The sequence below is a fragment of the Trinickia camelliae genome, assembly GCF_053525655.1.
In genome coordinates this window covers 84118-106469 of record NZ_JBCHAA010000006.1, presented here as the reverse complement: position 1 = coordinate 106469, position 22352 = coordinate 84118, and the positions used below count along the sequence as shown (strand labels likewise).

Annotated in this window: 18 protein-coding genes; 6 read left to right on the top strand and 12 right to left on the bottom strand. The window is 64.6% G+C overall.

What is annotated here, in order from left to right:
* The first annotated feature begins 174 nt into the window (after nucleotides 1-174).
* Nucleotides 175-1617: a DEAD/DEAH box helicase gene (locus AAHK20_RS12385; RefSeq protein ID WP_449181744.1), complete on the top strand. Its 1443-nt coding sequence runs from the start codon at nucleotides 175-177 to the stop codon at nucleotides 1615-1617.
* A gap of 6 nt (nucleotides 1618-1623) precedes the next feature.
* On the opposite strand, the gene gluQRS is transcribed toward AAHK20_RS12385, so the two are convergent.
* The gene (gluQRS, locus tag AAHK20_RS12380) at nucleotides 1624-2511 is read right to left on the bottom strand and encodes a tRNA glutamyl-Q(34) synthetase GluQRS (protein WP_449181743.1); all 888 of its coding nucleotides are present in this window, start codon (nucleotides 2509-2511) and stop codon (nucleotides 1624-1626) included.
* A gap of 10 nt (nucleotides 2512-2521) precedes the next feature.
* The gene (locus AAHK20_RS12375; RefSeq protein ID WP_449181742.1) at nucleotides 2522-3385 is read right to left on the bottom strand and encodes a sulfurtransferase; all 864 of its coding nucleotides are present in this window, start codon (nucleotides 3383-3385) and stop codon (nucleotides 2522-2524) included.
* Between the two features lie 261 nt (nucleotides 3386-3646).
* On the opposite strand from AAHK20_RS12375, the gene dnaE reads away from it, so the two are divergent.
* Nucleotides 3647-7225, top strand: a complete 3579-nt coding sequence (gene dnaE / locus AAHK20_RS12370; protein ID WP_449181944.1) for a DNA polymerase III subunit alpha — start codon at nucleotides 3647-3649, stop codon at nucleotides 7223-7225.
* A gap of 10 nt (nucleotides 7226-7235) precedes the next feature.
* Nucleotides 7236-8444 (top strand): glycosyltransferase family 9 protein, encoded by a 1209-nt coding sequence (locus AAHK20_RS12365; RefSeq protein WP_449181741.1) that lies wholly within the window; start codon nucleotides 7236-7238, stop codon nucleotides 8442-8444.
* A gap of 15 nt (nucleotides 8445-8459) precedes the next feature.
* Here AAHK20_RS12365 and AAHK20_RS12360 read toward each other — a convergent pair whose 3' ends face one another.
* From AAHK20_RS12360 to AAHK20_RS12350, 3 genes are all read right to left on the bottom strand, one after another.
* Complete coding sequence (locus AAHK20_RS12360; RefSeq protein WP_449181740.1) at nucleotides 8460-9752, bottom strand: O-antigen ligase family protein; 1293 nt, start codon at nucleotides 9750-9752, stop codon at nucleotides 8460-8462.
* Between the two features lie 225 nt (nucleotides 9753-9977).
* Nucleotides 9978-10820 carry a glycosyltransferase family 2 protein gene (locus AAHK20_RS12355; protein ID WP_449181739.1) on the bottom strand — a complete coding sequence of 281 codons (843 nt, stop codon included), beginning with the start codon at nucleotides 10818-10820 and terminating at the stop codon, nucleotides 9978-9980.
* Nucleotides 10821-10986: 166 nt separating this feature from the next.
* Nucleotides 10987-11784, bottom strand: a complete 798-nt coding sequence (locus AAHK20_RS12350) for a glycosyltransferase family 2 protein (protein ID WP_449181738.1) — start codon at nucleotides 11782-11784, stop codon at nucleotides 10987-10989.
* Nucleotides 11785-11974: 190 nt separating this feature from the next.
* Here AAHK20_RS12350 and msbA point away from each other — a divergent pair, with 190 nt between their 5' ends.
* Entirely contained in the window at nucleotides 11975-13756 is a 1782-nt protein-coding gene (msbA, locus tag AAHK20_RS12345) for a lipid A export permease/ATP-binding protein MsbA (protein WP_449181737.1), read from the top strand.
* 95 nt (nucleotides 13757-13851) lie between these two features.
* Here the strand turns inward: msbA and AAHK20_RS12340 are convergent, their stop codons facing one another.
* Together AAHK20_RS12340 and AAHK20_RS12335 are read right to left on the bottom strand one after the other, a co-directional pair.
* Nucleotides 13852-14166: a hypothetical protein gene (locus AAHK20_RS12340; protein ID WP_449181736.1), complete on the bottom strand. Its 315-nt coding sequence runs from the start codon at nucleotides 14164-14166 to the stop codon at nucleotides 13852-13854.
* An 18-nt stretch (nucleotides 14167-14184) separates the two neighbouring features.
* Nucleotides 14185-14343 (bottom strand): hypothetical protein, encoded by a 159-nt coding sequence (locus AAHK20_RS12335; protein ID WP_449181735.1) that lies wholly within the window; start codon nucleotides 14341-14343, stop codon nucleotides 14185-14187.
* A gap of 218 nt (nucleotides 14344-14561) precedes the next feature.
* On the opposite strand from AAHK20_RS12335, the gene AAHK20_RS12330 reads away from it, so the two are divergent.
* Nucleotides 14562-14741: a hypothetical protein gene (locus tag AAHK20_RS12330; RefSeq protein WP_449181734.1), complete on the top strand. Its 180-nt coding sequence runs from the start codon at nucleotides 14562-14564 to the stop codon at nucleotides 14739-14741.
* Between the two features lie 121 nt (nucleotides 14742-14862).
* Here the strand turns inward: AAHK20_RS12330 and AAHK20_RS12325 are convergent, their stop codons facing one another.
* Nucleotides 14863-16104 carry an ammonium transporter gene (locus AAHK20_RS12325; RefSeq protein WP_449181733.1) on the bottom strand — a complete coding sequence of 414 codons (1242 nt, stop codon included), beginning with the start codon at nucleotides 16102-16104 and terminating at the stop codon, nucleotides 14863-14865.
* A gap of 346 nt (nucleotides 16105-16450) precedes the next feature.
* Between AAHK20_RS12325 and AAHK20_RS12320 the strand changes: the two genes are divergently transcribed.
* The gene (locus AAHK20_RS12320; protein ID WP_449181732.1) at nucleotides 16451-17248 is read left to right on the top strand and encodes a sulfotransferase family protein; all 798 of its coding nucleotides are present in this window, start codon (nucleotides 16451-16453) and stop codon (nucleotides 17246-17248) included.
* Between the two features lie 46 nt (nucleotides 17249-17294).
* On the opposite strand, the gene AAHK20_RS12315 is transcribed toward AAHK20_RS12320, so the two are convergent.
* The 4 genes from AAHK20_RS12315 to AAHK20_RS12300 are packed head-to-tail and all read right to left on the bottom strand — an operon-like array spanning nucleotide 17295 to nucleotide 22260.
* A complete protein-coding gene (locus AAHK20_RS12315; protein ID WP_449181731.1) occupies nucleotides 17295-18794 on the bottom strand; it encodes an MdtP family multidrug efflux transporter outer membrane subunit in 1500 nt (499 codons plus the stop codon).
* Nucleotides 18787-20889, bottom strand: coding sequence for an FUSC family protein (locus tag AAHK20_RS12310; protein ID WP_449181730.1), 2103 nt, complete (start codon nucleotides 20887-20889; stop codon nucleotides 18787-18789). The genes AAHK20_RS12315 and AAHK20_RS12310 overlap by 8 nt, the downstream gene beginning before the upstream one ends.
* A gap of 9 nt (nucleotides 20890-20898) precedes the next feature.
* Nucleotides 20899-21954, bottom strand: a complete 1056-nt coding sequence (gene mdtN / locus AAHK20_RS12305; RefSeq protein WP_449181729.1) for a multidrug transporter subunit MdtN — start codon at nucleotides 21952-21954, stop codon at nucleotides 20899-20901.
* 21 nt (nucleotides 21955-21975) lie between these two features.
* On the bottom strand, nucleotides 21976-22260 hold the full coding sequence (locus AAHK20_RS12300; RefSeq protein ID WP_449181728.1) for a YtcA family lipoprotein: 285 nt from the start codon (nucleotides 22258-22260) through the stop codon (nucleotides 21976-21978).
* Nucleotides 22261-22352: the final 92 nt, after the last annotated feature.

Below are 22352 nucleotides of genomic sequence, written 5' to 3'. Positions count from 1 at the left end.
CAGCAGGATTGCCTGCGGCGGGCGTCCGCCGGCCGGAGCCGTCCGCACATTCGGTTCGTCACATTGGGCAACCGTGGCTCCGCCTTCATTTCGATGCCTTCGAGCGGCTGTTGCCGCTGCCGTCCGCGCTTCACCGACACGACGCCCCACGGCGCATTTTTAGCGAAAGCCACCATGTCCGATCCAGCTGTCACGCCTGTTCAACCGACCTTCGATCAGTTCGGCCTCGCCGCCGACATCCTGAAAGCCGTCACGGAGCAGGGCTATACGACGCCCACGCCGATCCAGGCGCAGGCGATTCCGGTCGTGCTGTCCGGCCGTGACGTGATGGGCGCGGCGCAAACCGGCACCGGCAAGACGGCGAGCTTCTCGCTGCCGATCATCCAGCGGCTGCTGCCGCAAGCGAGCACGAGCGCGTCGCCGGCGCGCCACCCGGTCCGCGCGCTGATCCTCACGCCGACGCGCGAACTCGCCGACCAGGTTGCCGCGAACGTGCAGTCCTACGCGAAGCACACGCCGCTGCGCAGCGCCGTGGTGTTCGGCGGGGTCGACATGAATCCGCAATCGGCCGAGTTGCGGCGCGGCGTCGAAATCCTGATCGCGACGCCGGGGCGTTTGCTCGATCACGTTCAACAGAAGACCGCGAATCTCGGGCAGGTGCAGATCCTCGTGCTCGACGAAGCCGACCGCATGCTCGACATGGGCTTCCTGCCCGACTTGCAGCGCATCCTGAACCTGCTGCCAAAGGAGCGCCAGACGCTGCTCTTTTCCGCGACGTTTTCGGGCGAAATCAAGAAGCTCGCGTCGACCTACCTGCGCAACCCGCAGACGATCGAAGTCGCGCGCAGCAACTCGACGGCCACCAATGTGACGCAGATCGTCTACGAAGTGGCCGAAGGCGACAAACAGTCGGCAGTCGTGCAGTTGATCCGCGGGCGCGGCTTGAAGCAGGTCATCGTGTTCTGCAACAGCAAGATTGGCGCGGGGCGTCTGGCTCGCCAGCTCGAGCGCGACGGCGTGGTGGCGACGGCGATTCACGGCGACAAGTCGCAGCTCGAGCGGATGCAGGCACTCGAGGCATTCAAGCGTGGCGAAGTCGAAGCACTGGTGGCGACCGACGTCGCCGCGCGCGGGCTCGACATCGCCGAGCTGCCGGCCGTCATCAACTTCGATCTTCCGTTCAACGCCGAGGACTACGTGCACCGGATCGGCCGTACGGGCCGGGCGGGGGCGTCGGGCGATGCCCTGTCGCTATGCAGCCCGAACGAGAAAAAGCAGCTCGCCGACATCGAAAAGCTGATCAAGCGGCCGCTCGACGTGGAGCGGCTGGTCGTCGATGCGCCGGCGCGTCAGCACCGCGAAGAGCGTGGCCGCCGCGATCGCGACGACCGCGACGAGCGTTCTTCCAGCCGCCGCCGCACGGGCACCTTCGAGCGCACGCATCACCGGCATGCGCCTATCGACGATTTCTTCCTGAAGCCCTACGAGCCCTCGCCGTCGGCGCTCAAGCGCGACGAGTCGCCGGCGTCCGAGCCCGCAGCCAAGCCGACGTCGAAGCAACCGCTTGCGGCGCTGCTGGGCGGGTTTGGGATGCCGCGGAAGACGACGTCGTCCTGACGCTCCTCAACCGAAGCGTTTCGCCCAAAGAGCCGTCGCTTCTGCGTAGAACGCGTCAAACGAAGTCTCGGCCGAGGCGCCGAGTGTGAGCCCAAGGTGGCGCGCCGCATCGCCGAGCGTCGCCAGCGGATCGCGAGCATCGAGCGCGGCCGCGCCAGTCTGCTTGCTGAGCTTTTCCCCTTCCTCGTTGACGACCACCGGTACGTGCAGATACGCCGGTGTCGGCACCCCCAGGCAACGCTGCAAATAAATCTGGCGCGCGGTCGAGTCGAGCAGATCCGCGCCGCGCACGACGTGCGTGATTTCGCTGTCGGCATCGTCGACGACGACCGCCAACTGATACGCCCATTGCCCATCCGCACGCTTCAATACGAAATCCCCAACCTCGGTCGCGAGGTTCTGCGTTTGCGCTTGTTGCCAGCGATCGTCGAAGTTAATGATGGCCGCATCGCCGTCGGGCACGCGTAGGCGCCAGGCGCGCGCGGGCTTGCCGTTAAGGCCGTGGCGGCATGTGCCGGGGTAGGCGAGCGTGGTGTTGCGCGTGTGCGCGTTGAGAAGCGAGTCGGCGATTTCCTTGCGCGTGCAGCCGCACGGGTAGATGAAGCCCGCTTGATCGAGTGCGTCGAATGCTTGCTGATAACGCACGGTGCGCGTGCTTTGCCAGATGGGCGGTTCGTCGGCGCGCATGCCGAAACGGGCTAGCGTAGCGAGGATGTCTTCCGCGGCGCCGGGCACGTTGCGCGGGCCGTCGATATCTTCGATCCGCACGAGCCACGCGCCGCGATGGGCGCGTGCATCGAGATAGCTTGCCAATGCGCCCACGAGCGAGCCGAAGTGCAGCGGCCCGGTAGGCGAGGGCGCGAAGCGGCCGCGGTACGGCTTGGACGCGCGCATCGGCCCGCCGTTACGCCGCGCGCGCGGCGTCCTTTTGCGGATGGCACGCGGGGCATGTCTTGCCCGGTGTGTAGAGCGGCGACTTCTGATCCTCCGGCGAGACGACTGCGCGGCAGCCGAAGCATTGTTCGGTGGCGGTCGGTTCGAGCTGCGGATTGAGCGCGGTGCGGTAGTCGAACACGAAGCATTCGCCGTGATAGTGCGCGCCGCCGACTTCCTCGAAGTATTTGAGAATGCCGCCTTCGAGCTGGTAGACGTTTTCGATGCCCACGTCCTTCATATGGATCGCCGCCTTCTCGCAGCGAATTCCGCCTGTGCAGAACGACACCACGGTTTTGCCTTCGAGGTCCGCGCGGTTCTTCTCGATCACTTCCGGAAACTCGCTGAACTTCGTGATCCGGTAGTCGAGCGCTTGATCGAACGTGCCGACGTCGACTTCGAACGCATTGCGCGTGTCGAGCATCACGACGGGGCGGCCTTCGTCGTCGTGGCCACGGTCGAGCCACGCTTTGAGCGTGGGTGCGTCGACGAACGGCGCGCGGCCCAGCTCTGGCTTGATCGCCGGCTTTTTCATCGTGATGATTTCGCGCTTGATCTTGACGAGCATGCGCCGGAACGGCTGCGTTTCCGACACGCTTTCCTTGAATTGCAGGTCCGCGAATTTGCCTTCGAAGAGCGGATCGTGGCGAATGTAGTTAATGAATGCCCGCACGTTGTCCGGCGTGCCGGCGATAAACAGGTTGATGCCCTCGGGCGCAAGCAGGATCGTGCCGCGCAGCCCCAGCGCCATGCATTTTTCGGTAACGAGCGGGCGCCATTCCAGAATGGCGTCGAGCGTGGCGAATTGGTAGGCGGAGAGATTGATGATGCTCATGGTGGTCCTGCGGAAAAAACGAATCGCTGAGGCGGTGCGGCGTGCGCGAGGAGATTTCAGGCGGGCGCGGCGCGGCAGCGAAAATGACGAAAACCCGTATTATCCCGCATTCGGCCGATCTGCCCGGCATTAGGCCGAACGGCTAATCGCCGCACGTGGCCCCGGTGTTTTCGCCGTGCGCCGAGACTCGCTCCGAGAGGCCTTGTCCGAACGGCCAACGCAGCGTTTTCGGCGCGTGTCGCTCGATAGGGCGGATGTACAATAGCGCCCATGTCAGATCCCCGCTTCGTCCATCTCCGCGTCCACTCCGAATTCTCGATCGCCGACGGCATCGTGCGCCTTGACGACATCGTCAAAGCCGCCGCCGACGACGGCCAGGGCGCACTCGCATTGACCGATCTCGGCAACGCTTTCGGTCTCGTCCGTTTCTACAAGGAAGCGCGCGGCAACGGGGTCAAACCCATTGCCGGCTGCGACGTCTGGATCACCAATCCCGACGATCGCGACAAGCCTTCGCGTCTGCTCCTGCTCGTCAAAGATCGCCGCGGCTACCTCAATCTGTGCGAGCTGCTCACCAAGGCGTGGCTCACGAACCAGTATCGCGGGCGCGCGGAGATCGAGGCCGAGTGGCTCGAATCCGGCCTCGAACAAGGTTTGCTCGCGATCTCGGGCGCGCAGCAGGGCGATATCGGCTTGGCGCTTGCCGCCGGCAACGAGGAAGCGGCGAAGCGCTGTGCCGCGCGCTGGGTCAAGCGCTTTCCGAACGCGTTCTATATCGAGCTGCAACGCTGCGGTCAGCCGGGCGGCGAGGCCTACGTGCAGCAAGCGGTGGCGCTGGCCGCATCGCTGAAGCTGCCGGTGGTGGCGACGCACCCAACCCAGTTCATGACGCCCGACGACTTCACCGCGCACGAAGCGCGCGTGTGCATTTCGGAAGGCGACATGCTCGCGAACCCGCGCCGTCAAAAGCGCTTCACGACCGAGCAGTTTTTCCGCACGCAGGAGGACATGGCTGCGCTCTTCGCGGACATTCCTTCGGCGCTCGCGAACACGGTCGAAATCGCGAAGCGCTGCAACTTGACGCTCGAACTCGGCAAGCCGAAGCTGCCGCTCTTCCCGACGCCTGACGGCATGTCGCTCGACGACTATCTCGTGCAGTTGTCGAAGGAAGGTCTCGAGAAGCGGCTCGAGCAGCTCTATCCGAACCAGGCCGAGCGCGACCAGCAGCGCGACACGTACTACCAGCGTCTCGACTTCGAGTGCGGCACGATCATCAAGATGGGCTTCCCCGGCTACTTCCTGATCGTGGCGGACTTCATCAACTGGGCGAAGAACAACGGCGTGCCGGTCGGTCCGGGCCGGGGTTCCGGCGCGGGCTCGCTCGTCGCCTACGCGCTCGGTATTACCGATCTCGATCCGCTGCGCTACAACCTGCTGTTCGAGCGTTTCCTGAATCCGGAGCGGGTGTCGATGCCCGACTTCGACATCGACTTCTGCCAGCACGGCCGCGATCGCGTGATCCAGTACGTGAAGGAAAAGTACGGCGCGGACGCGGTCTCGCAGATCGCGACGTTCGGCACGATGGCCGCCAAGGCGGCGGTGCGCGATATCGGCCGCGTGCTCGATCTGGGCTATATGTTCACGGACGGCGTCGCGAAGCTGATTCCGTTCAAGCCCGGCAAGCACGTGACGATTGCCGACGCGATGAAGGAAGAGCCGCTCCTGCAGGAGCGCAACGACAACGAAGACGAAGTGCGGCAGCTTCTCGAGCTGGCGCAGCGCGTCGAAGGCCTCACGCGTAACGTCGGCATGCACGCGGGCGGCGTGCTGATCGCGCCGGGCAAACTCACCGATTTCTGTCCGCTCTATACGCAGGGCGACGACGGCGGCGTCGTGAGTCAGTACGACAAGGACGACGTCGAAGCGGTCGGCCTCGTGAAGTTCGACTTCTTGGGCCTGACCACGCTCACGATTCTCGATTGGGCCGAACGCTACATTCGCCGGCTTGATCCGTCGAAGCAGGATTGGTCGTTGGCGCAAGTGCCGCTCGACGATCCCGCTTCGTTCTCGATCCTCAAGAAAGCGAATACGGTCGCCGTGTTCCAGCTGGAAAGCCGCGGCATGCAGGGCATGCTCAAGGACGCGCAGCCCGACCGCTTCGAGGACATCATCGCGCTCGTGGCGCTGTACCGCCCGGGCCCGATGGACCTGATTCCGAGCTTCTGCGCGCGTAAGCACGGGCGCGAGGTGGTCGAGTATCCCGATCCACGCGTCGAACCTGTTCTGAAAGAGACCTACGGCATCATGGTCTATCAGGAGCAGGTGATGCAGATGGCGCAGATCATCGGCGGCTACTCGCTCGGCGGCGCGGACTTGCTGCGCCGCGCGATGGGCAAGAAAAAGCCCGAGGAGATGGCCAAGCACCGCGAGATCTTCGCCGAGGGCGCCGCGAAGAATGGCCTCACGCGCGAGAAAGCCGACGAAACCTTCGACTTGATGGAGAAGTTCGCGGGCTACGGCTTCAACAAGTCGCACGCGGCCGCGTACGCGCTGCTGGCGTACCACACCGCGTGGCTGAAGGCGCACCATCCGGCCGAGTTCATGGCAGCCAACATGAGCTTGGCGATGGACGACACCGACAAGGTCAAGATCCTCTTCGAAGACTGCTTGACTAACGGGATGGCCGTGCTGCCGCCGGACATCAACCGTTCGGCGTACCGCTTCGAGCCGGTGGCCGAAGCCGACGGCAAGCGCTCGCGCACGATCCGCTACGGCCTCGGCGCGGTGAAGGGCAGCGGCCAGAATGCGATCGAGGAAATCCTGCGGGCGCGCGAAGAAGGGCCGTTCCAGGATCTGTTCGACTTCTGCGCGCGTATCGACCGTCGCGTCGTCAATCGCCGCACGGTCGAGGCGCTGATCCGCGCGGGTGCGTTCGATACGCTTCATGACAACCGCGCGCAACTGATCGCCTCGGTGCCGCTCGCGATGGAGGCCGCCGATCAGGCCAGCGCGAACGCGATGCAAGCGGGCTTGTTCGACATGGGCGACGCGCCCTCGCAAGGCCACGAGCTCGTCGCCGAACCCGCGTGGCACGAGAAAAAGAAGCTGCAGGAAGAAAAGAGTGCGCTGGGTTTCTATCTGTCCGGCCACTTGTTCGACGCCTACAAGGATGAAGTGCGCCGTTTCGCGCGTCAGAAGCTCGGCGAGCTCAAGGAAGGGCGCGACAAGCTGGTTGCCGGCATCATCTCGTCGCTGCGCACGCAGATGACCCAGCGCGGCAAGATGCTGATTGCGCTGATCGATGACGGTACGGGGGCGTGCGAAGTCACGGTTTTCAACGAGCAGTACGAGGCGCACAAGGAGCTGTTCAAGGAAGATGAACTGCTCGTCGTCTCGGGGCAGGCGCGCAACGATGCGTTCACGGGCGGCATCCGCTTTACTGTCGATACGGTGATGGACCTCCAGCGCGCGCGCAGCCGCTACGCGCAGGCGGTCAAGCTGCAGATGAACGGCAATGCTGACGCGGTCGCGCTGCGGCGCGTGCTCGAGGCGCATAGCGCGGGGCCGGCTGTGGCGGCCGAACCGGCGCAGGTTTCGGCCCGGCCGGCGCGCGGTGGTGGCGCGGCGGGCCGCGGGGGCTTCGGTGGCAACGGAGGCGATAACCGGCAGCGTGCCCCCGCGAATATCCCGAACGGCCTCGCTGTGCAGATCGTTTATCGCAGCAATCACGCAGAGGGTGAGGTGCGCCTCGGCGACGAGTGGCGCGTGAAGCCGACCGACGAATTGCTGGCGGCGTTGCGCGGCGAGTTTGCGGGCAGCGCGATCGAGATCGTTTACTGAGTGTCCGAACGTGGCCGCATTGTTTTCCACCTCTCGTCCGCCGCGCAGCATTCTCGTCGTCGTCACGCGACGCATCGGCGACGTGCTGCTCACCACGCCGATCGTGCGCTCGCTCAAGGCGCGATGGCCCGACACCCCGATCGACATGCTCGTGTTTCGCGGCACGGAGGGGATCCTCGAACACAATCCCGACGTGCGGCGCGTGATCACCGTCGCGCAGCGCGCGCGATTCTCCGAGCGCCTCGCTGACGCGGCGCATCTCTGGCGCCGTTACGATCTCGCCTGCGCGGCTGTCAGTTCCGACCGGCCGCGCTTTTACACCTGGTTCGCGGGCAAGAAGCGCATCGGACTGGTCGATCCGAACCGCGTCACGTGGCTCGTGCGATTCATGTTGCATGGCATCGCCATCAACCATCACGAATCGGTCCATACCGTGAACAGCACCTTGGCGCTGGCGCCGCTCGTGGGGATCGAGCCGCGCGCCGAGGTCGTCGCTCCCGGGATCGGCGACGACCCTGAGCGCCGCGCGCAGTTCGACGCGCGCCTTTACGCATCGTCGGCCGTGCGTCCGGGCCAGCCTTACGTCGTGCTGCATCCGTACCCGATGTTCGCGTACAAGCGCTGGCATATCGAAGGATGGGTCGAGCTGATCGGATGGCTGCGTTCGCAGGGTTATGCCATCGCGTTGAGCGGCGGGCCGGCTGCGGCGGAGCGGGAGTACGCGGAGCGCGTGGCGGCTGCGGCCGGCGGTCCGGTGCTGAATATGGCGGGGCTATTGTCGCTCGGCGAAAGCGCGGAGATGATCCGGGGCGCCAAGCTCTACGTGGGGCCCGACACGGGTGCGACGCATATCGCGGCAGCCACCGGCACGCCGACGATCGCGCTCTTCGGCCCGTCCGACCCGGTCCGTTGGGGCCCGTGGCCGTGCGGCTGGCAGGCAGGCGTCGATCCTTGGCCCTTGGTCGGATCAGCGCGTCATGGGAACGTCTATCTGCTGCAAGGGGAAGGCGATTGCGTGCCTTGCAAGGGAGAAGGGTGTGAACGGCACGTCGAGAGTCTCAGCGAGTGTCTGACGACGCTCAGTGCGCGGCGCGTGATCGGCGTCGCGGCGGAAATGCTAGGCTTGCCCACTCCGCAGCTCGAAGCCGCTCGCGCTTCGCAAGCGGTCGAGGCGGTCGTCGATACGTCGTCGCTGCTCGGCCGTCAGCGCGGTCAATGACGCCGCGCGGCGGCGTCAGGCCTGCCGAGGGGCAGGCGCGGCGCCGCCTTGTGTGGCCTTCACCGCGCTGGGCGCGCGATATCCGCATCCAAGCAGAATGCCAGCGAGCAGCACGAGCAGGTGTCCTTCCGCAAAGTCCAGCAGGAGCGAGTTCGCCAGGCAACTGACGGCAAACGCGACGAGCCAGCCCAGCAACAGTTGTTTGGAGCGCGGATCGAGTGCGAATGCGCCGCGTGCGATCTGAACGAGCAGATTGACGAACAGCGCCAGGCCGATTGCGCCGAGCTGTACAGCCATCAGCAGATATTCGTTGTGCGGATTCTCCGTGAACAGTCCTTGAGCTTCCGTCTTTCCTGCGCTCAATTTCGCAAATTCGACGCCGAGGCCGCCTGCGCCATAGCCGATCACCGGCCGCGCGCGAATCAGTTCAAAGCACTTGTGGTACCACTCGAGCCGCAGCCCGGTGGACGTGATCGCGTCGGTCTGCCGATATTCCTTCACTTCGGTGCCCACCTGCAGCAAGCGTCCGCCCTTCATCGTGGCCGCGACGCCCACCAGCATCCCGGCGGCGGCGATCACGGCGCAGACGTAGAGCGCCGCGCGCATCGGCGATTCTTCATGCTTGCGCCATGCGAAGCGCAGCGCCGTGTACAGCATGAAAATCAACGCGATGATTTGTCCGGTGCGACCCTGCAGCATCACAAAAACATTGACCAGCGCGAGCGCCGCGATCGCAGCGAACAGGATGCGGACGCGGGCATTACGCGTCGACAATGCGAAATCGATGGCCTGATGGAACAGCAAGGCGCCGAAGAGGCCCGCCGCGATATGGTTCTTGAACACCCAGGCGCGCGAGAGCGGCAAATCTGTGGCATGGGCGGGGCCGATCGCGGTCAGGCCGAGGTAGTTCGTCGTCGACAGCAGCAGGATCACGCACAGGGTCACGAACCAGCTCCAGCGCACGATGCCGTCCCACTTCGAGTCCTTGAACGCGATTACCGCGAACGGCAGCAGCAGCAATTTCGCGTACTTGCCGATCCACGACCAGGCCTCCTGATGCGGCGCGACCGTATAGACGACGCTCGCCATCAGCGCCGCGAGCAGCAGCAGCGCGGAAACCGCCGCGCCGTGACGAAGCAGCGCAGGCAGATTGCGCCAGAATTCCGGCGCGCTCAGGAGCGCGAGTGCGAACAGCGCGCAGGCGATGTTGGTGAATGCCGTCGAGACGGGCACCATGCACAAGGCCGTGACCGCGAAGACGCGTGCAGCCGTCAAGCGGTGCGAAGCGTTTTGCATGACTGTAGACATTGACGATCGGTGGGGCAAAGCGTGGGTTGGAGCGTCGCTTTAGGCTGAGAAAAGCGATGTGTCCCGAAAATCGGCCGAGCCTCGTCAGGCCGGGCGACGTCCAGCGGGGCTGCGGTCCAGAAAGCAGACAAGTATACGCTATGAGGCTGTCCCATCTTATTTCACCGATGGAACCTCTGGCCCTTTGATGGCGGCGTAGCCCAGTATTGTGCTGGATGACGCGCGTTAGCTGAACGCGCGCTTGATGCGCGATTTCAGCAGCGCGCGCTTGAGCCGTCCTGTTTGCTCCGGCTCGGCGACTTCGAGCCGCTGATCGACCGGCTGTCCGCGGCGCAGATAGTAGCGGTCGAAAGTCGCCTGCGTCATGCCCCACTTGTTCAGGAACTGACGGCGTCCGTCGTTCTTGACGATCTTGCCGGTGCTTTTCTGCTGGAAGTGATAGACGAGACTGTCGCCGACCCCAAGGAACACGCGGCAGCCCGCGTCCCACAGCTTCATCGAGAAATCGTTGTCGCTGCTCATGCCCGGGCTCAGCTCGCTGCTGTAGCCGCCTGTCTTGTACCACCAGTCGCGGTGCACGAGCGTGGGAGGCCAAGTGGCGCCGCGCCAGTCGGCGCGCACGAGTTGCGGGGCCGCGGCGACCAGGTCGGCGGCGCGGAACGTGTCCGCGTCGCGCCCGAAGTCCTTCACTACGACGCATGGATTACCGGTATCGACCGGTTCGATCATCGTGCCCGACAGCAGGAACAGGTCCGACGGCATCTGTTCGATGCGGCGCGCCAGTGCGGCGTCCCAGCCAGGGCAGCAGTACATATCGTCGTTCATATAGACGACGTATTCGCGCGTCGCGCGCGCCGCCGCGATATTCACCGCGTGGCAGATGCCGATATTGGCCGGCGACGCCGTGTGTTCGATGCCCTGTTCGCGCACCCAGGCTAGCGTGCCGTCCGAGCCGTCGTTGACGTGGACGATGATCTGATGCTCGTGCGTCGAATTCTGGCGGATGCTCTGGACGACGCATTGCAGATACGGAAGGTTGTTCCAAGTCGGGATGATGATTGAGAACATCGAGATCGGGTGTCGGTTGTCGTGGGCGCGGCAATGCGCCGGGGCATCGAGGCGCTGAGGTGCTGGAGCGCCGGAAAAAGCAGGCTGAATTGTAGCGCTCGCCGTCGAGACGGCGCGTTTGCCGCGAATGGGGCGAATGTGGCGATTGTCGAGCCTGCGACGGCACTCAGGCCGGGTCGTCGTGCTGCCGCGTCAACCCGAGCTTGAGGAACCGGTAATAGACGGTCTCCGCGTTGAAGACGGCGATCATAAACCCCGCGCGGCCGTCCAGAAAGCCGCGCCGCAGCAGGTAGGTACGAATGAAGGCCCACGCGCCACGCCCGAGCGCCTTGCCGAAGCCGCCGCGCTGGCCGGCCGTGCGGCGCTGGCGGGCGCCGGCAGTCGAATAGGCGTCGAGCTTGCGCAGCACGGTCTCGAAGTCTTCGTACGAGTAGTGCATCAGCTTGCCGGTAAGGCGCGCGGCAGGTGTATCGAACACGAGGCGCTCGTGCACGAGATCGTCGGAAAAGCGCGCCGCGCCGCGCTTGAAGAGGCGCGGCACCCAGTCGGGATACCAGCCGCTGTGGCGCACCCATTGGCCGCAGAAGCTCGAGAGTCGATCGACCGCGTAGACTTCGGCGCCGGGCGCGCCGGGGGTGGCGATTGCGGCGCGGATCGACGCCGCGAGTTCGGGCGAGACGATTTCATCGGTGTCGATCGAAAGAATCCAATCCGTCGACAGCGCCGCCACCGCGCGGTTCTTCTGCGGGCCGAAGCCGGGCCAGTCGGGATCGACGATCACGCGCGCGCCATGCGCTCGAGCGATCGACACCGTGTCGTCGGTGCTGCCGCCGTCGACGACCAGGACTTCGTCGGCAAAGGCAAGCGCCGCGAGGCATTGCGCGAGCCGCCCCGCCGCGTTGAGCGCGATGAGGGCGACGCCGAGGGTCGGGGCGGCTGGGGAGGAGGGAGGCGTTGGCTGCACGTCGGAATCGGGTCGCATCGGTATTGAGTGAGCGCGAGTATACCGGGCGGCCAGGTTCGGCCGGACAGGCCGTCTGGCCGCCGGGCGAAGAAGGGCGGGACGGCTATAATGCTTCGATTTTTCGCACTGTCGGAATACGCTCGCTTACCTCCACGAAAAATGGCAGGAAGAGGGAGTTAAAAGGAATTCCTTGGAAACCCAATCCACTCTGAGAAAGCCCGCCGACGCTGTACGGGCGCCGACCTCCGCCGTGATGAAGCGGCTGTGGCCGTACCTCAAGCCGCTCATCGGCGCGTTAATGCTCGGCATCGTCGCGATGGCGGTGAGCGCCGCGACCGACGCCGGCATTCCCGCGCTCCTGAAGCCGCTGCTCGACCACGGCTTCGGCGCGAACGCGAACAAGCACTCGGTGTGGTTCGTGCCGATCGCGGTGATCGGCCTCGCGTTCGTGCGCAGCGCCGCGTCGTACGCGTCCAATTACCTGCTGCAGTACGTGTCGAACCGCATCCTGCTGCAGATGCGGCTCGACATGTTCAACCGCATGATCCACACGAGCGCGTCGTTCTTCCAGCGCGAAACGGCGAGCACGATCATCAACGCGATCGTGTTCGAGGTGAACCAGATCCTGAACGTGCTGATCAGCGTGCTGATCACGCTCGTGCGCGATTCGCTCACGGTCGTCTTCCTGCTCGGCTACCTGTTCATTTTGAATTGGCGCCTCACGCTGATCGTCGCGGTGATCCTGCCGAGCATCGGGTGGATCACGAGCAAGATCAGCCGGCGCCTGCGGCGGCTCAATCGCGAGCATCAGTCGCTGACCAACGAGCTGTCGTACATCGTCGAGGAGACGGTGGGCGGCTACAAGGTCGTGAAAGTGCACAACGGCGAGAAGTACGAAATCAACCGCTTCACGGCGATGAGCAAGCGCCTGCGCGGCTATCAGATGCGCATGACCGTGGCGGGCGGCCTGGCACAGCCGATCACGCAGTTCCTCGCATCGATCGCGCTTGCGATCGTCATCACGATCGCGGTCGTGCAGTCGGCGCACGATCAGACGACGGTCGGCGGCTTCGTCGCGTTCGTCACGTCGATGCTGCTGATCATTTCGCCGCTCAAACATCTGATCGACGTCAATCAGCCGCTGCAGCGCGGGATGACCGCGTGCGAGCTGATCTTCGGCCTGATCGACGAGCCGCTCGAGCCCGCCGGCGGCGACCGCAAGCTCGAGAATGCACGCGGCGACATCGAATTCCGCGACGTGTCGTTCAACTATGGCGCGACGGATCGTCCGACGCTCGATCGCGTGTCGTTCACCGTCAAGCCGGGCGAGATGATCGCGCTTGCCGGGCCGTCGGGCAGCGGCAAGACCACGCTCGTCAATCTGCTGCCGCGCTTCTTCTCGCCGACGGGCGGGCAGATTTTCGTCGACGGCGTGCCGATCGACGAATACGGCGTGCACGATCTGCGCGGCCAGATGGCGATGGTCAGTCAGGATGTCGTGCTGTTCAACGATACGATCGCCGCCAACGTGGCCTACGGGCACACGCCGGACCGCGAGCGCGTCGAAGCCGCGTTGCGGGCCGCGAATCTCGCCGAAGCGGTCGAGGCGATGCCGCAGGGCATCGATACGTTGATCGGCGGCAACGGCATGCGCCTGTCGGGCGGACAGCGCCAGCGTCTTGCGATCGCTCGCGCGATCTACAAGGATGCGCCGATCCTGATTCTCGACGAGGCCACTTCGGCGCTCGATTCGGAATCGGAGCGCCATGTGCAGGCTGCCCTCGAAACGCTGATGAAGGGGCGCACGACGCTCGTCATCGCGCACCGTCTGTCGACGATCGAGCGCGCGAACCGCATTCTCGTCATGGAAAGCGGGCGCATCGCCGAGCAGGGCAGCCACGAGGAGCTGCTGCAGCACGGCGGCCTCTATGCGCACCTGCATCGCATTCAGTATCAGCAGCAGGCGGCTTAGTTCGCTGTATCGCGCTTACCGTCCGCGCTGAAGCAACCGGACGTCGTCATGCAAAGGGCCTCGTCTCACGACGAGGCCCTTTCCTTTTGCGCGGCTCAGACGCCTCCCGTCACGAGCGGCAGCACGGTCAGATCGGGGTGTGTCCCGTCGACGATGCTGCGTCCGATGTGAACGCCCTCATACAACGCGTCGGCTGCGCTCTTGAACGACTCTTCGCCGTCGGCATGAAACGGCACCGAATGGCCGGGGAGCTTCGGGTCCGCGCCCGGGTGGCAGACATAGCCGATGTAGGTGAAGCGGTCGCCGGGCTGCGGCGCCTGATTCTCAGGCTGGCCCTTCACAAACGGGGCCACATGGATTTCGAATCCTTCGTATTGTTCCGTTTGCCACGGCGCTTGTTCGTCGGACATGCTGGTCTCCGTTCTCAGTCAGTGCCGATGACGCATCCGGTCCCAGAGCCGATGCCCGTCCAGCCGCGAGAGCAGCCGTTCCTTGTGATGTTCGCGCCGATAGTGCGAGGTCACGAGGATCACGGCCACGATCAGCACGATCAGACCGATCACTGTGCTTTCTATCGATTCAGCCATGGCAGCCTCCTTCGAAGTCACCTGCATCTAAAAATTCTAGGTGATCCTCGCGGGGAACAAAGGGGGGCGGAGCGCTCGGTTGAGAAGGGGAGATCGGCGCCGAATACCGTGTCTTTCGTCCGACAGAAATAAATATGCCGTTACGCAAATCACAATTCGCACTCGAACGGCGCTGCGCACATGGCTATCTAATAACAACAACGACTGGGAGAGCGACTATGGGCAGAATTCTGATCGCCGTCGTGCTGCTCGGCGGACTGTCCGGCTGCATCGTGGCGCCGCCACCGCCCGGCTACGGGTACGCGCCGGGCTACTACTATCCGGGCTATTACTATGGACCGTCCGTCAGCGTGGGCGTCGTCGGCGGCTGTTGCTGGCATGGTGGCTGGCGGCACTGACGCCGCAAGCGTAACCAAATGTAAGAGCGGCGCTGCCCCATGACTCCATGGGCAGCGCCGCGGTTCAATCCATCCGTTCACGGATGTCTAGCGGATTAGCGGAGCACTTGCGCCGCAAGCCTCACGCATCGAGATAGGCGACTTCCCCGTGCAGTTCGGTATCGAGCCCGCGCTGTGCCGCGTCCGCACCGACCTTCACGCGCGTCACACGATCGATCAGCCACAGCATGCCCCAGGTGAACGCGAACGCCCAGATGCCGGAGACGATCACCGCGACGCACTGCTTGAAGAAAAAGTCGGTGCCGCCGAGCAAGAGGCCGTCGGCGCCGTTCGCATTCCACGCCTTCGACGCGAACACGCCGAGCATGATCGTGCCCGCCAGGCCGCCCACACCGTGCACGCCCCAGACGTCCAGCGCGTCGTCGAGACCGAGCTTGTTCTTCAGCGCGACCGCGTAGTAGCAGATGAGACCGGCGGCCATGCCGATGATCGCGGCGGTGTCGAGCGAGACGTAGCCGGCGGCCGGCGTGATCGTCGCGAGACCCGCGACCGATCCGGTCAGCAGACCGACGAACTTCGGTTGCCGCGCGTTCAGCCATTCGATCAGGAGCCACGTAACGGCCGCGAACGAGGCGGCGACGTCGGTATTGAGGAACGACGAAGCGGTCACCGCGTCGATGCGCAGTTCGGAGCCTGCGTTGAATCCGTACCAGCCGAACCAGAGCAGGCCCGTGCCGAGCGCGATCAGCGGCACGTTGTGCGGCTTGTGCTCGACGCTATGACGACGCCCCACGTACAGCACCGAAGCGAGCGCCGCGAAGCCGGCCGTGTTGTGCACGACGATGCCGCCGGCGTAGTCGAGCACGCCCCACTTCGCCAGCAGTCCTTCCGGACTCCATACCATGTGCACGAACGGGAAGTACACGAGCACGAGCCAGCCGGTGAGGAACAGGAAATACGCCTTGAACGTCACGCGGTTCGTGAAGGCGCCCGTGATCAGCGCAGGCGTGATGATCGCGAACATCATCTGATACGCGACGTGGACGACGAGCGGAATGCCGGCGTCGTTGCCCTGGTACATCGTTTGCAGCGTGATGCCGCGCAGGAACGCGTAGTAGGTCGGATCGCCGACGATGCCGTGCCACGTCGGGCCGAAACACATCGAATAGCCGAACGCGAACCAAAGCACGGTCGTCCACGCGAGCGAAATGAAGCTCTGCATCATGATCGCGAGCACGTTCTTGCGCTCGACGAGGCCGCCATAGAAAAACGCGAGCCCCGGCGTCATCAGCATGACCAGGCTCGCGCACAGCAGCATGAAGGCGGTATTGCCGACGTTGATCGGCATCGAAGCGGGTAGCACGGCGTCGTCTCCTTAGTTTGTGGGTGACGAAAAATATGCCGTGCGGAGAGGGGGCGCAATACGCGATGTGCCTATAGTCGGTTTCAGCGCTTGGGTATGGGTTCCGTGCCGCAAGGAGAAGCGCGCTAGGAGAACGGGTAAACGCGTACGCAGATGAATTCGATCGATATGGCCTGCGCCGTAATGCGCGCATACGGCAATGCGAATGTACGACGCAAGGAATTAAAAGCCCCATTAAAACCGCGTTGAAAACGGACTGGCTTCTGCCACCGCGGTCATTGCCGCGTCAGGTTGCCGCCACCTCCGATCTGTATGCTGACTGTCAAGCGATCACAAGGAGCGAAGCATGGAGTCCTTCCCGCTTTTCGTCGTCGGCTCGCCCAGGTCGGGAACGACGTTTCTGTGTTCCGTCCTCAACATGCACCCGCAGATTCAATTGACCAACGAGTGCCGCGTGTTTGCGTTGATGAAGGAGATGATCGACGTCGGCGCGAATCGGCCCGATTTGTTGGGCGTGGCGTATCGCGATCGCTTTCGGGATTTCAGCCGCCGCACGCTCGGCGCTTGGGTCGAGCGCTTCTATCGAGAAGAGCTCGGTGTGAGCGCGCCGATCTGGGGCGACAAGCATCCGCCCTATGCGGACCCGGCCTTGCTGTCCGGCCGCATGGGATCGGTCGAGCGCTTGCCGCGTTCCGGCTCGTGTCTGCGCCTCATCCGCGAATGGTTGCCGCACGCGCGCTTCATTCACATCCATCGCGATCCGGGCCATGTGGCGAATTCGCTGATGCGAAAGCACTGGATCGGATCGATCGAAGACGGCGTGCGCGTGTGGGGACAATACGTCAGCGAGATCATCGAGTTCTTCGACGAGCTGCCGCAAAGTCAGGCATTGACGATTTCATATCGTCATTTGATCGAGGATTCCGCCGCGACCGTGCGTGGCATCGGACGGTTTCTCGGCTTGGCGGACGCGTCTCCGATCGGCGACTTCCTCGCCTCTCAGCGCCACGCCCCGACGCCGTTCAGCGATCCCGTCACCGATGTCGCCGATCTGTATCTGATCCCGAGCGCGCCGACTCATGACGAAAAGCTGCTGGCGCTCGCGGGAAGTGCGGCCGCTTATCTGGGGTATGCGGCGGCTTGAGACGAAACTCAGCGGTCCTTCCTAACACCGCCGCGGCGCAGTCCGCTCAATGCGGCTTCAATTCCACCGGCGGATCGGCGCGATAGCCGCCGCCCAGCGCCTTCACTAACGCGATTTCCTGGCTGAGCCTCTGCCCATTGATGTCGACAAGCGATGCCTGCTCGGCAATGACGGGCAGGCGCGCCTGCATCGCCGTAAACCGGCTGTCGAGCCCGCGCGCGTAGTGCGCCTCGGCGCTGTCGCGCACGAAGGTCACGGCCTGCACCTTCTGCGACTGCAATTGCGCTTCGGTATCGAGATCCTGCAGCCGGTTGCCCGTCTGCGCGACATCTCGCACGGCGTCGAGCACCGCCTGGTTGTATTGCTCGATGAGCGTGTTGCTCACCGCGCGCGCGCCGCTCAAATTCGCGTTGAGGCGGCCGCCGTCGAATATCGGCAGATACAGCCCGGGAATGAAGTTGATCTGCTGGCTCGCATGCGTGAACAGATCGCCGAGATGCAGCGCATCGACGCCGAAAAACGCTTTGATGTCGAAGCTCGGATAGAACGCGGCTTTGGCGGCGTCGATCCGGTGGAACGACGATTCGACGTACCAGCGCATTGCCTGCAGGTCGGGACGCCGCGCGAGCAAATCGTAGGACAGCGTCGCCGGCAAGCTCGCTTGCGATTGCGCCGGCAGCGGCACGGGTTCGATGTCGGGCAGGTTGTTCGGGCCGGCGCCAATCAGCGCGCGCAGCGATTCGCGAAACTGCTTGACCTGCGTCTGCGCCGCTACGATCTGCCGCGTGATGGCAAATTGCTGAGCGCGCGCCTCTTCGACCCGGGTCCGCGGCTCGAGTCCGCGCGTCGCGCGCGCCTCGTGTGTCTCTACCGAAAACGCCGCGACTTGCCGGGATTGCTCGAGAAGATCGATCAGCGCATAGGTCGTCTGGATGCCGTAGTAAAGCTGGGCGACATCGGTCGAGATTTCGAGCTCGACGGCCGATTCCTCCGCGACCTGCGCGTTGTGCTCGCCGAGCGACGCCGCCACCAGCGCACGCTGTTTGCCCCAGATGTCGACGTTCAGGCTGGCGCCGAGCCCGACGATGCCTTCGGTGTACCAGGGGCCGGAAAGGCCGAGCGCCGGGTCGTTACTTGCGTACGGACCGATAAAGCCGTTGGCCGAGACGTGTTCGCGATCGAGCAGGCCGAGCGCGGTCACCTGCAGGCTGGACCCTGCCTTGACCAGCTCGACGTTCGATTTCGCCTGCGCGACCCGCGAGCGCGCGATCACCATCGTCGGCGCATTGGCGAGTGCGCGATCGATCAAGGCGTCGAGCTGCGGGTCGCCGTACACGCTCCACCAGCGCGCGGACGGCCAGCCTTCGCGTGCGAGATGGATGTCGTCGGCGAGGCGGATCTGGTCGGGCTGGATCAGCGCGTCGGGTTTGCCGTTCGTGTGGATCAGCGCGCAGCCCGTTAGCGCGCATAGCAAGCACGCGGTCCACGCGGCCAGTAGGCGGCCGCGATAAAACGAAGACACCCAGGGACGCTGTCGCTTATTCATGTTCGGCGGACTCGCGCAGGGTTGCGGGCGGCGGCGGGGCGAGGTTCCAGTCCGGCAAGCCCGATACCGCGCGCACCAGTTGACGCGCGCTGGCTATCAGCGCGGCTAGGGAAGCGTCGGCGGCTCGCGCGGGAACGTCGATCGCGCGCGGAGCGAGCGCGACGGGCGGGTGCGCCGCCAAGTCGTCTGCGTAGCGGTCGAGCTGCGAAGCCGCCTGCTCCTGAACCGCGCGCACCGTATCGGACATGCCTGGGTTCGCGCGCGCCTCGGGCGTATCGAGCACGTTGTGAAGCGCGCTGCCGGCCAGCATGATTTCGCGCCCTTGAGCGAGCACCGCTTGCGCGCGAACTGTCATCTGCGCCTGCTCGCCTTCCTGCCAGCTTGGTTCAAGCGCGACGCGCGTGAGCGTCGCTTCGCAGTCGGTCAGCACGGCCCAGGTCCGCAATTGCTGCTGCGCATAGGCGAGTTGCTCGGGCGTCCCGGCGCCGCTTACCGGCGCGCGCAGCAGCGCGGCGACCGGACGCAGCATCGACGACAGCTTCTGCCGCAGCACATCGCTTTCGCCTTCCCGCCAGAACGCGACCTGAACGACAGTCGAAAGGCCGACGCCGAGCAGAATCCCGACCATCCGGTCGCGGATTTCGGTGAGGTTCGTGCTTGGCCCGAACTGCGCGAGCAGCGACAGCGCGAACGTGAACAGGACCTGAAGGCCCGCGTAGCCGATGCGTTCCGATCCGGCCGCGATCCACGCGGCGAACGCGACGACCGGCAACACCACGAGCAAGAGCCCGACGATGTCGTCGAGATGCGGGATCACGAAGACCACCATGAAGAGCGCGAGCGCACTGCCACCGAGCGCGCCGCCGACGCGCAGCAGCGCTTTTTGCGTCGACGCCCCGAGGCTCGGCAGCGCGACGATCAGGCAGGTCAGCATGATGGTGTGGATGCCTTGCCAGTCGACCGCGTTGTAGAAGACGTAGCCGATCAGCACGGCGAGCAAGGTCTTCAGCGAAAAGCGCGCGTAGACGGGATTGGTGAACGCGTCCGGCACGACCATCGGCTCTTCCGCGGGGGCCTTGCCGGCCATGTCGCCACGCGAGCCGAAATCGCCGAAGGCGCGTAGCGCGCGCTGCATTTCGCCTGCGGCGGCGGGCGCATCGGTGATGTCTTGCGATTGCTGTGCGGTGGTGGCGGCGATTTGATAGGGGTGGCCGGAGGCGATCGCTTCGTCGAGCGCTCGACACTCCGCGCGCAACACGCCCAAGACCCGTAATTGCGCCGCGGGCCTGTCCTGCCGGTCCATCGACAGCTCGCTCGCGCCGCGATACACGCGCGACACCGTCGCAATGCAGGCCAGCTGATAGGCCTGTTCCTCGCGAGACGCGGCGCCGCGCATCCCGACGAACTTGAGCAGCTTCTGCAATGACATCGCGCCTTGCTGGAGCGCGAGCGGCGTGATGGGCTCGGGCCGCTCGCCACCATCGATCAGATAGGTGAGCCGCGCATCGACCGCCGCCAGTTGCCGGTGCATGGCTTCCTTCAATTGCTCTGCGGGCTCGGCGGGCAAGAGCAGCGTATTGATCACGAGCGTCACCGCGATCGGATAGTTCACGGCGACCCAGACCCACAGCACGCCACGGACCAAGAGCTCCGCCTGATCGGTCTGGTCGACGAAGCTTTGCACGTAGATGACGACGATCGCGACGATGAAGAACACGACGCCGATCTTCAGGATCCGCATCAGATAGACGCTGCAGAAGAGCAGCACGCTCGCCACGACGATGCGGATCAGCGGGTAATCGAACGTGAACTTGAGAAGCAGAATCGAGCTGCCGATCGCAAGCGTCGAGCCGAGGATGAACATCACGCCCACGAGCTTCGTCACCACCACATTCGACTGCGTGACGTAAAACACGACCAGAAGCGACAGCGCGACTTCGGGCACTTCGAGCGTCATCGACGCCACGAGCACGATCGCGCTCGTCAACACCGCGCGCAGCATGACGTTCGTGCGTCCGGGAAACGGCGCGAGTTCGGCCCTCAGAAACCGGCCCGCGTCGAGCACCGGGTCCGGAACGTAGTCGGATAGGTTCATGCCGGCGGCTCAGTGATGGGCGTCGTCGCTGCTCGAGCGGTGCAGCACGGCAACGGCCGACGTGCCGACGCGGAACAAGTCCGGGTTCGGATTCTCGACGAGAATCTTGACGGGAAAGCGTTGCGACACGTGCACCCAGTTGATGCTGCGCTGAATGCGGGGCAGCTCGCCGGGCAGGGCGAGGCCGCCTTCGTCGGGCGACACGCCGTAGCTGACCGAGTCGACCGTGCCGCGAAAGCGCTGGTCCGTGTCGCTCATCAAATAGACGGTCGCGGGCGTGCCGGCGTGGACCCCTTTCAAGTCGGTCTCGCGGAAATTCGCGACGACGTACCAATGGCGGGTGTCGATCAACGTGAACACCGGCTTGAGCGCGGAAGCGAATTGGCCGGTCGAGGTTTTGAGCGAGACGACGCGGCCGTCGAACGGCGCGCGCACCGTCGAGTATTCGAGGTTGAGTTCGGCGATCGCGATTTCGGCCTCGACGACCGCGCGCTGCGCGACGAGCGCATCCACGCCGCTGACCGCCGCCGCGGCCTGCTGCGCCTGCAGTTGGGCCGCGCTGAGCTCGGCGGACGCGGCGCGCTGTGCGGTGCGCGCTTGGTCGACGTCTTCGGCGGATACGTAGCCTTGCTTCAAGAGCGGCTCGGTACGGTGCAGCGTATCGGCCGCCTGGTTGGCGGCGGCCCGCGCGCGCTCGACCGCGGCGCGCACCGATTCGGCGTTGTACTGCTGCGCGTTGACGCTGCGCTGCGTGAGCTCGATTTGCCGGTCGAGCGCGACGAGCGAGGCTTTCGCGCGCGTCAGCGCATCCTGGTACGGGCGCGGGTCGATCTGAAACAGGAGCTCGCCTTGCTTGACCGCTTGATTGTCGTGCACGGCGAGTTGGACGATCTTGCCGTTGACCTCGGGCACGACGTCGATCGTGTCCGCGTAGGCGTAGGCATCGTCGGTGCGCGGTGCGCGATCCAATAGCCAGATCACGAAGATCAGGAGCGCCAAGGTGACCAGGACCAGCACGAAGGCCGGCCATGTCTTCTTAGGTGGCTTACTGACGTTTGTCGCCATCGACTCTGCCCATCACGGGTTTCAACGTTGAAAGAAGATCAGCCAGACAACGAGTGCAAGGAAGGTCACGAGGGTGGGGTAGACCACCCCGGGTGGACTCAGCCACTGCGTGTTGCGCGTCCGGGCCAGAACGACGTAAAGCATGACCGCAAGCACGACGCTGGCGACGATGCAGAACAGCCAAGCAGGAAAGTAGGCGCCGAGCACGCTGAGGGACGGCGCATTGGCACATCCGCCAGTGAGGAGGGCCGTGACAACGGCAACCCCGGTCGTCACTGCCGTCCCCCCCGTTCTGGAGAACCGCATGAATTTGCTCCACAGTCGTCAAGATCGTTCGAATCAGGGCGCGCGTGGCGCTTAGTCGATTAATTCTGCCTGAGTTGTTCGAAACGCAACAA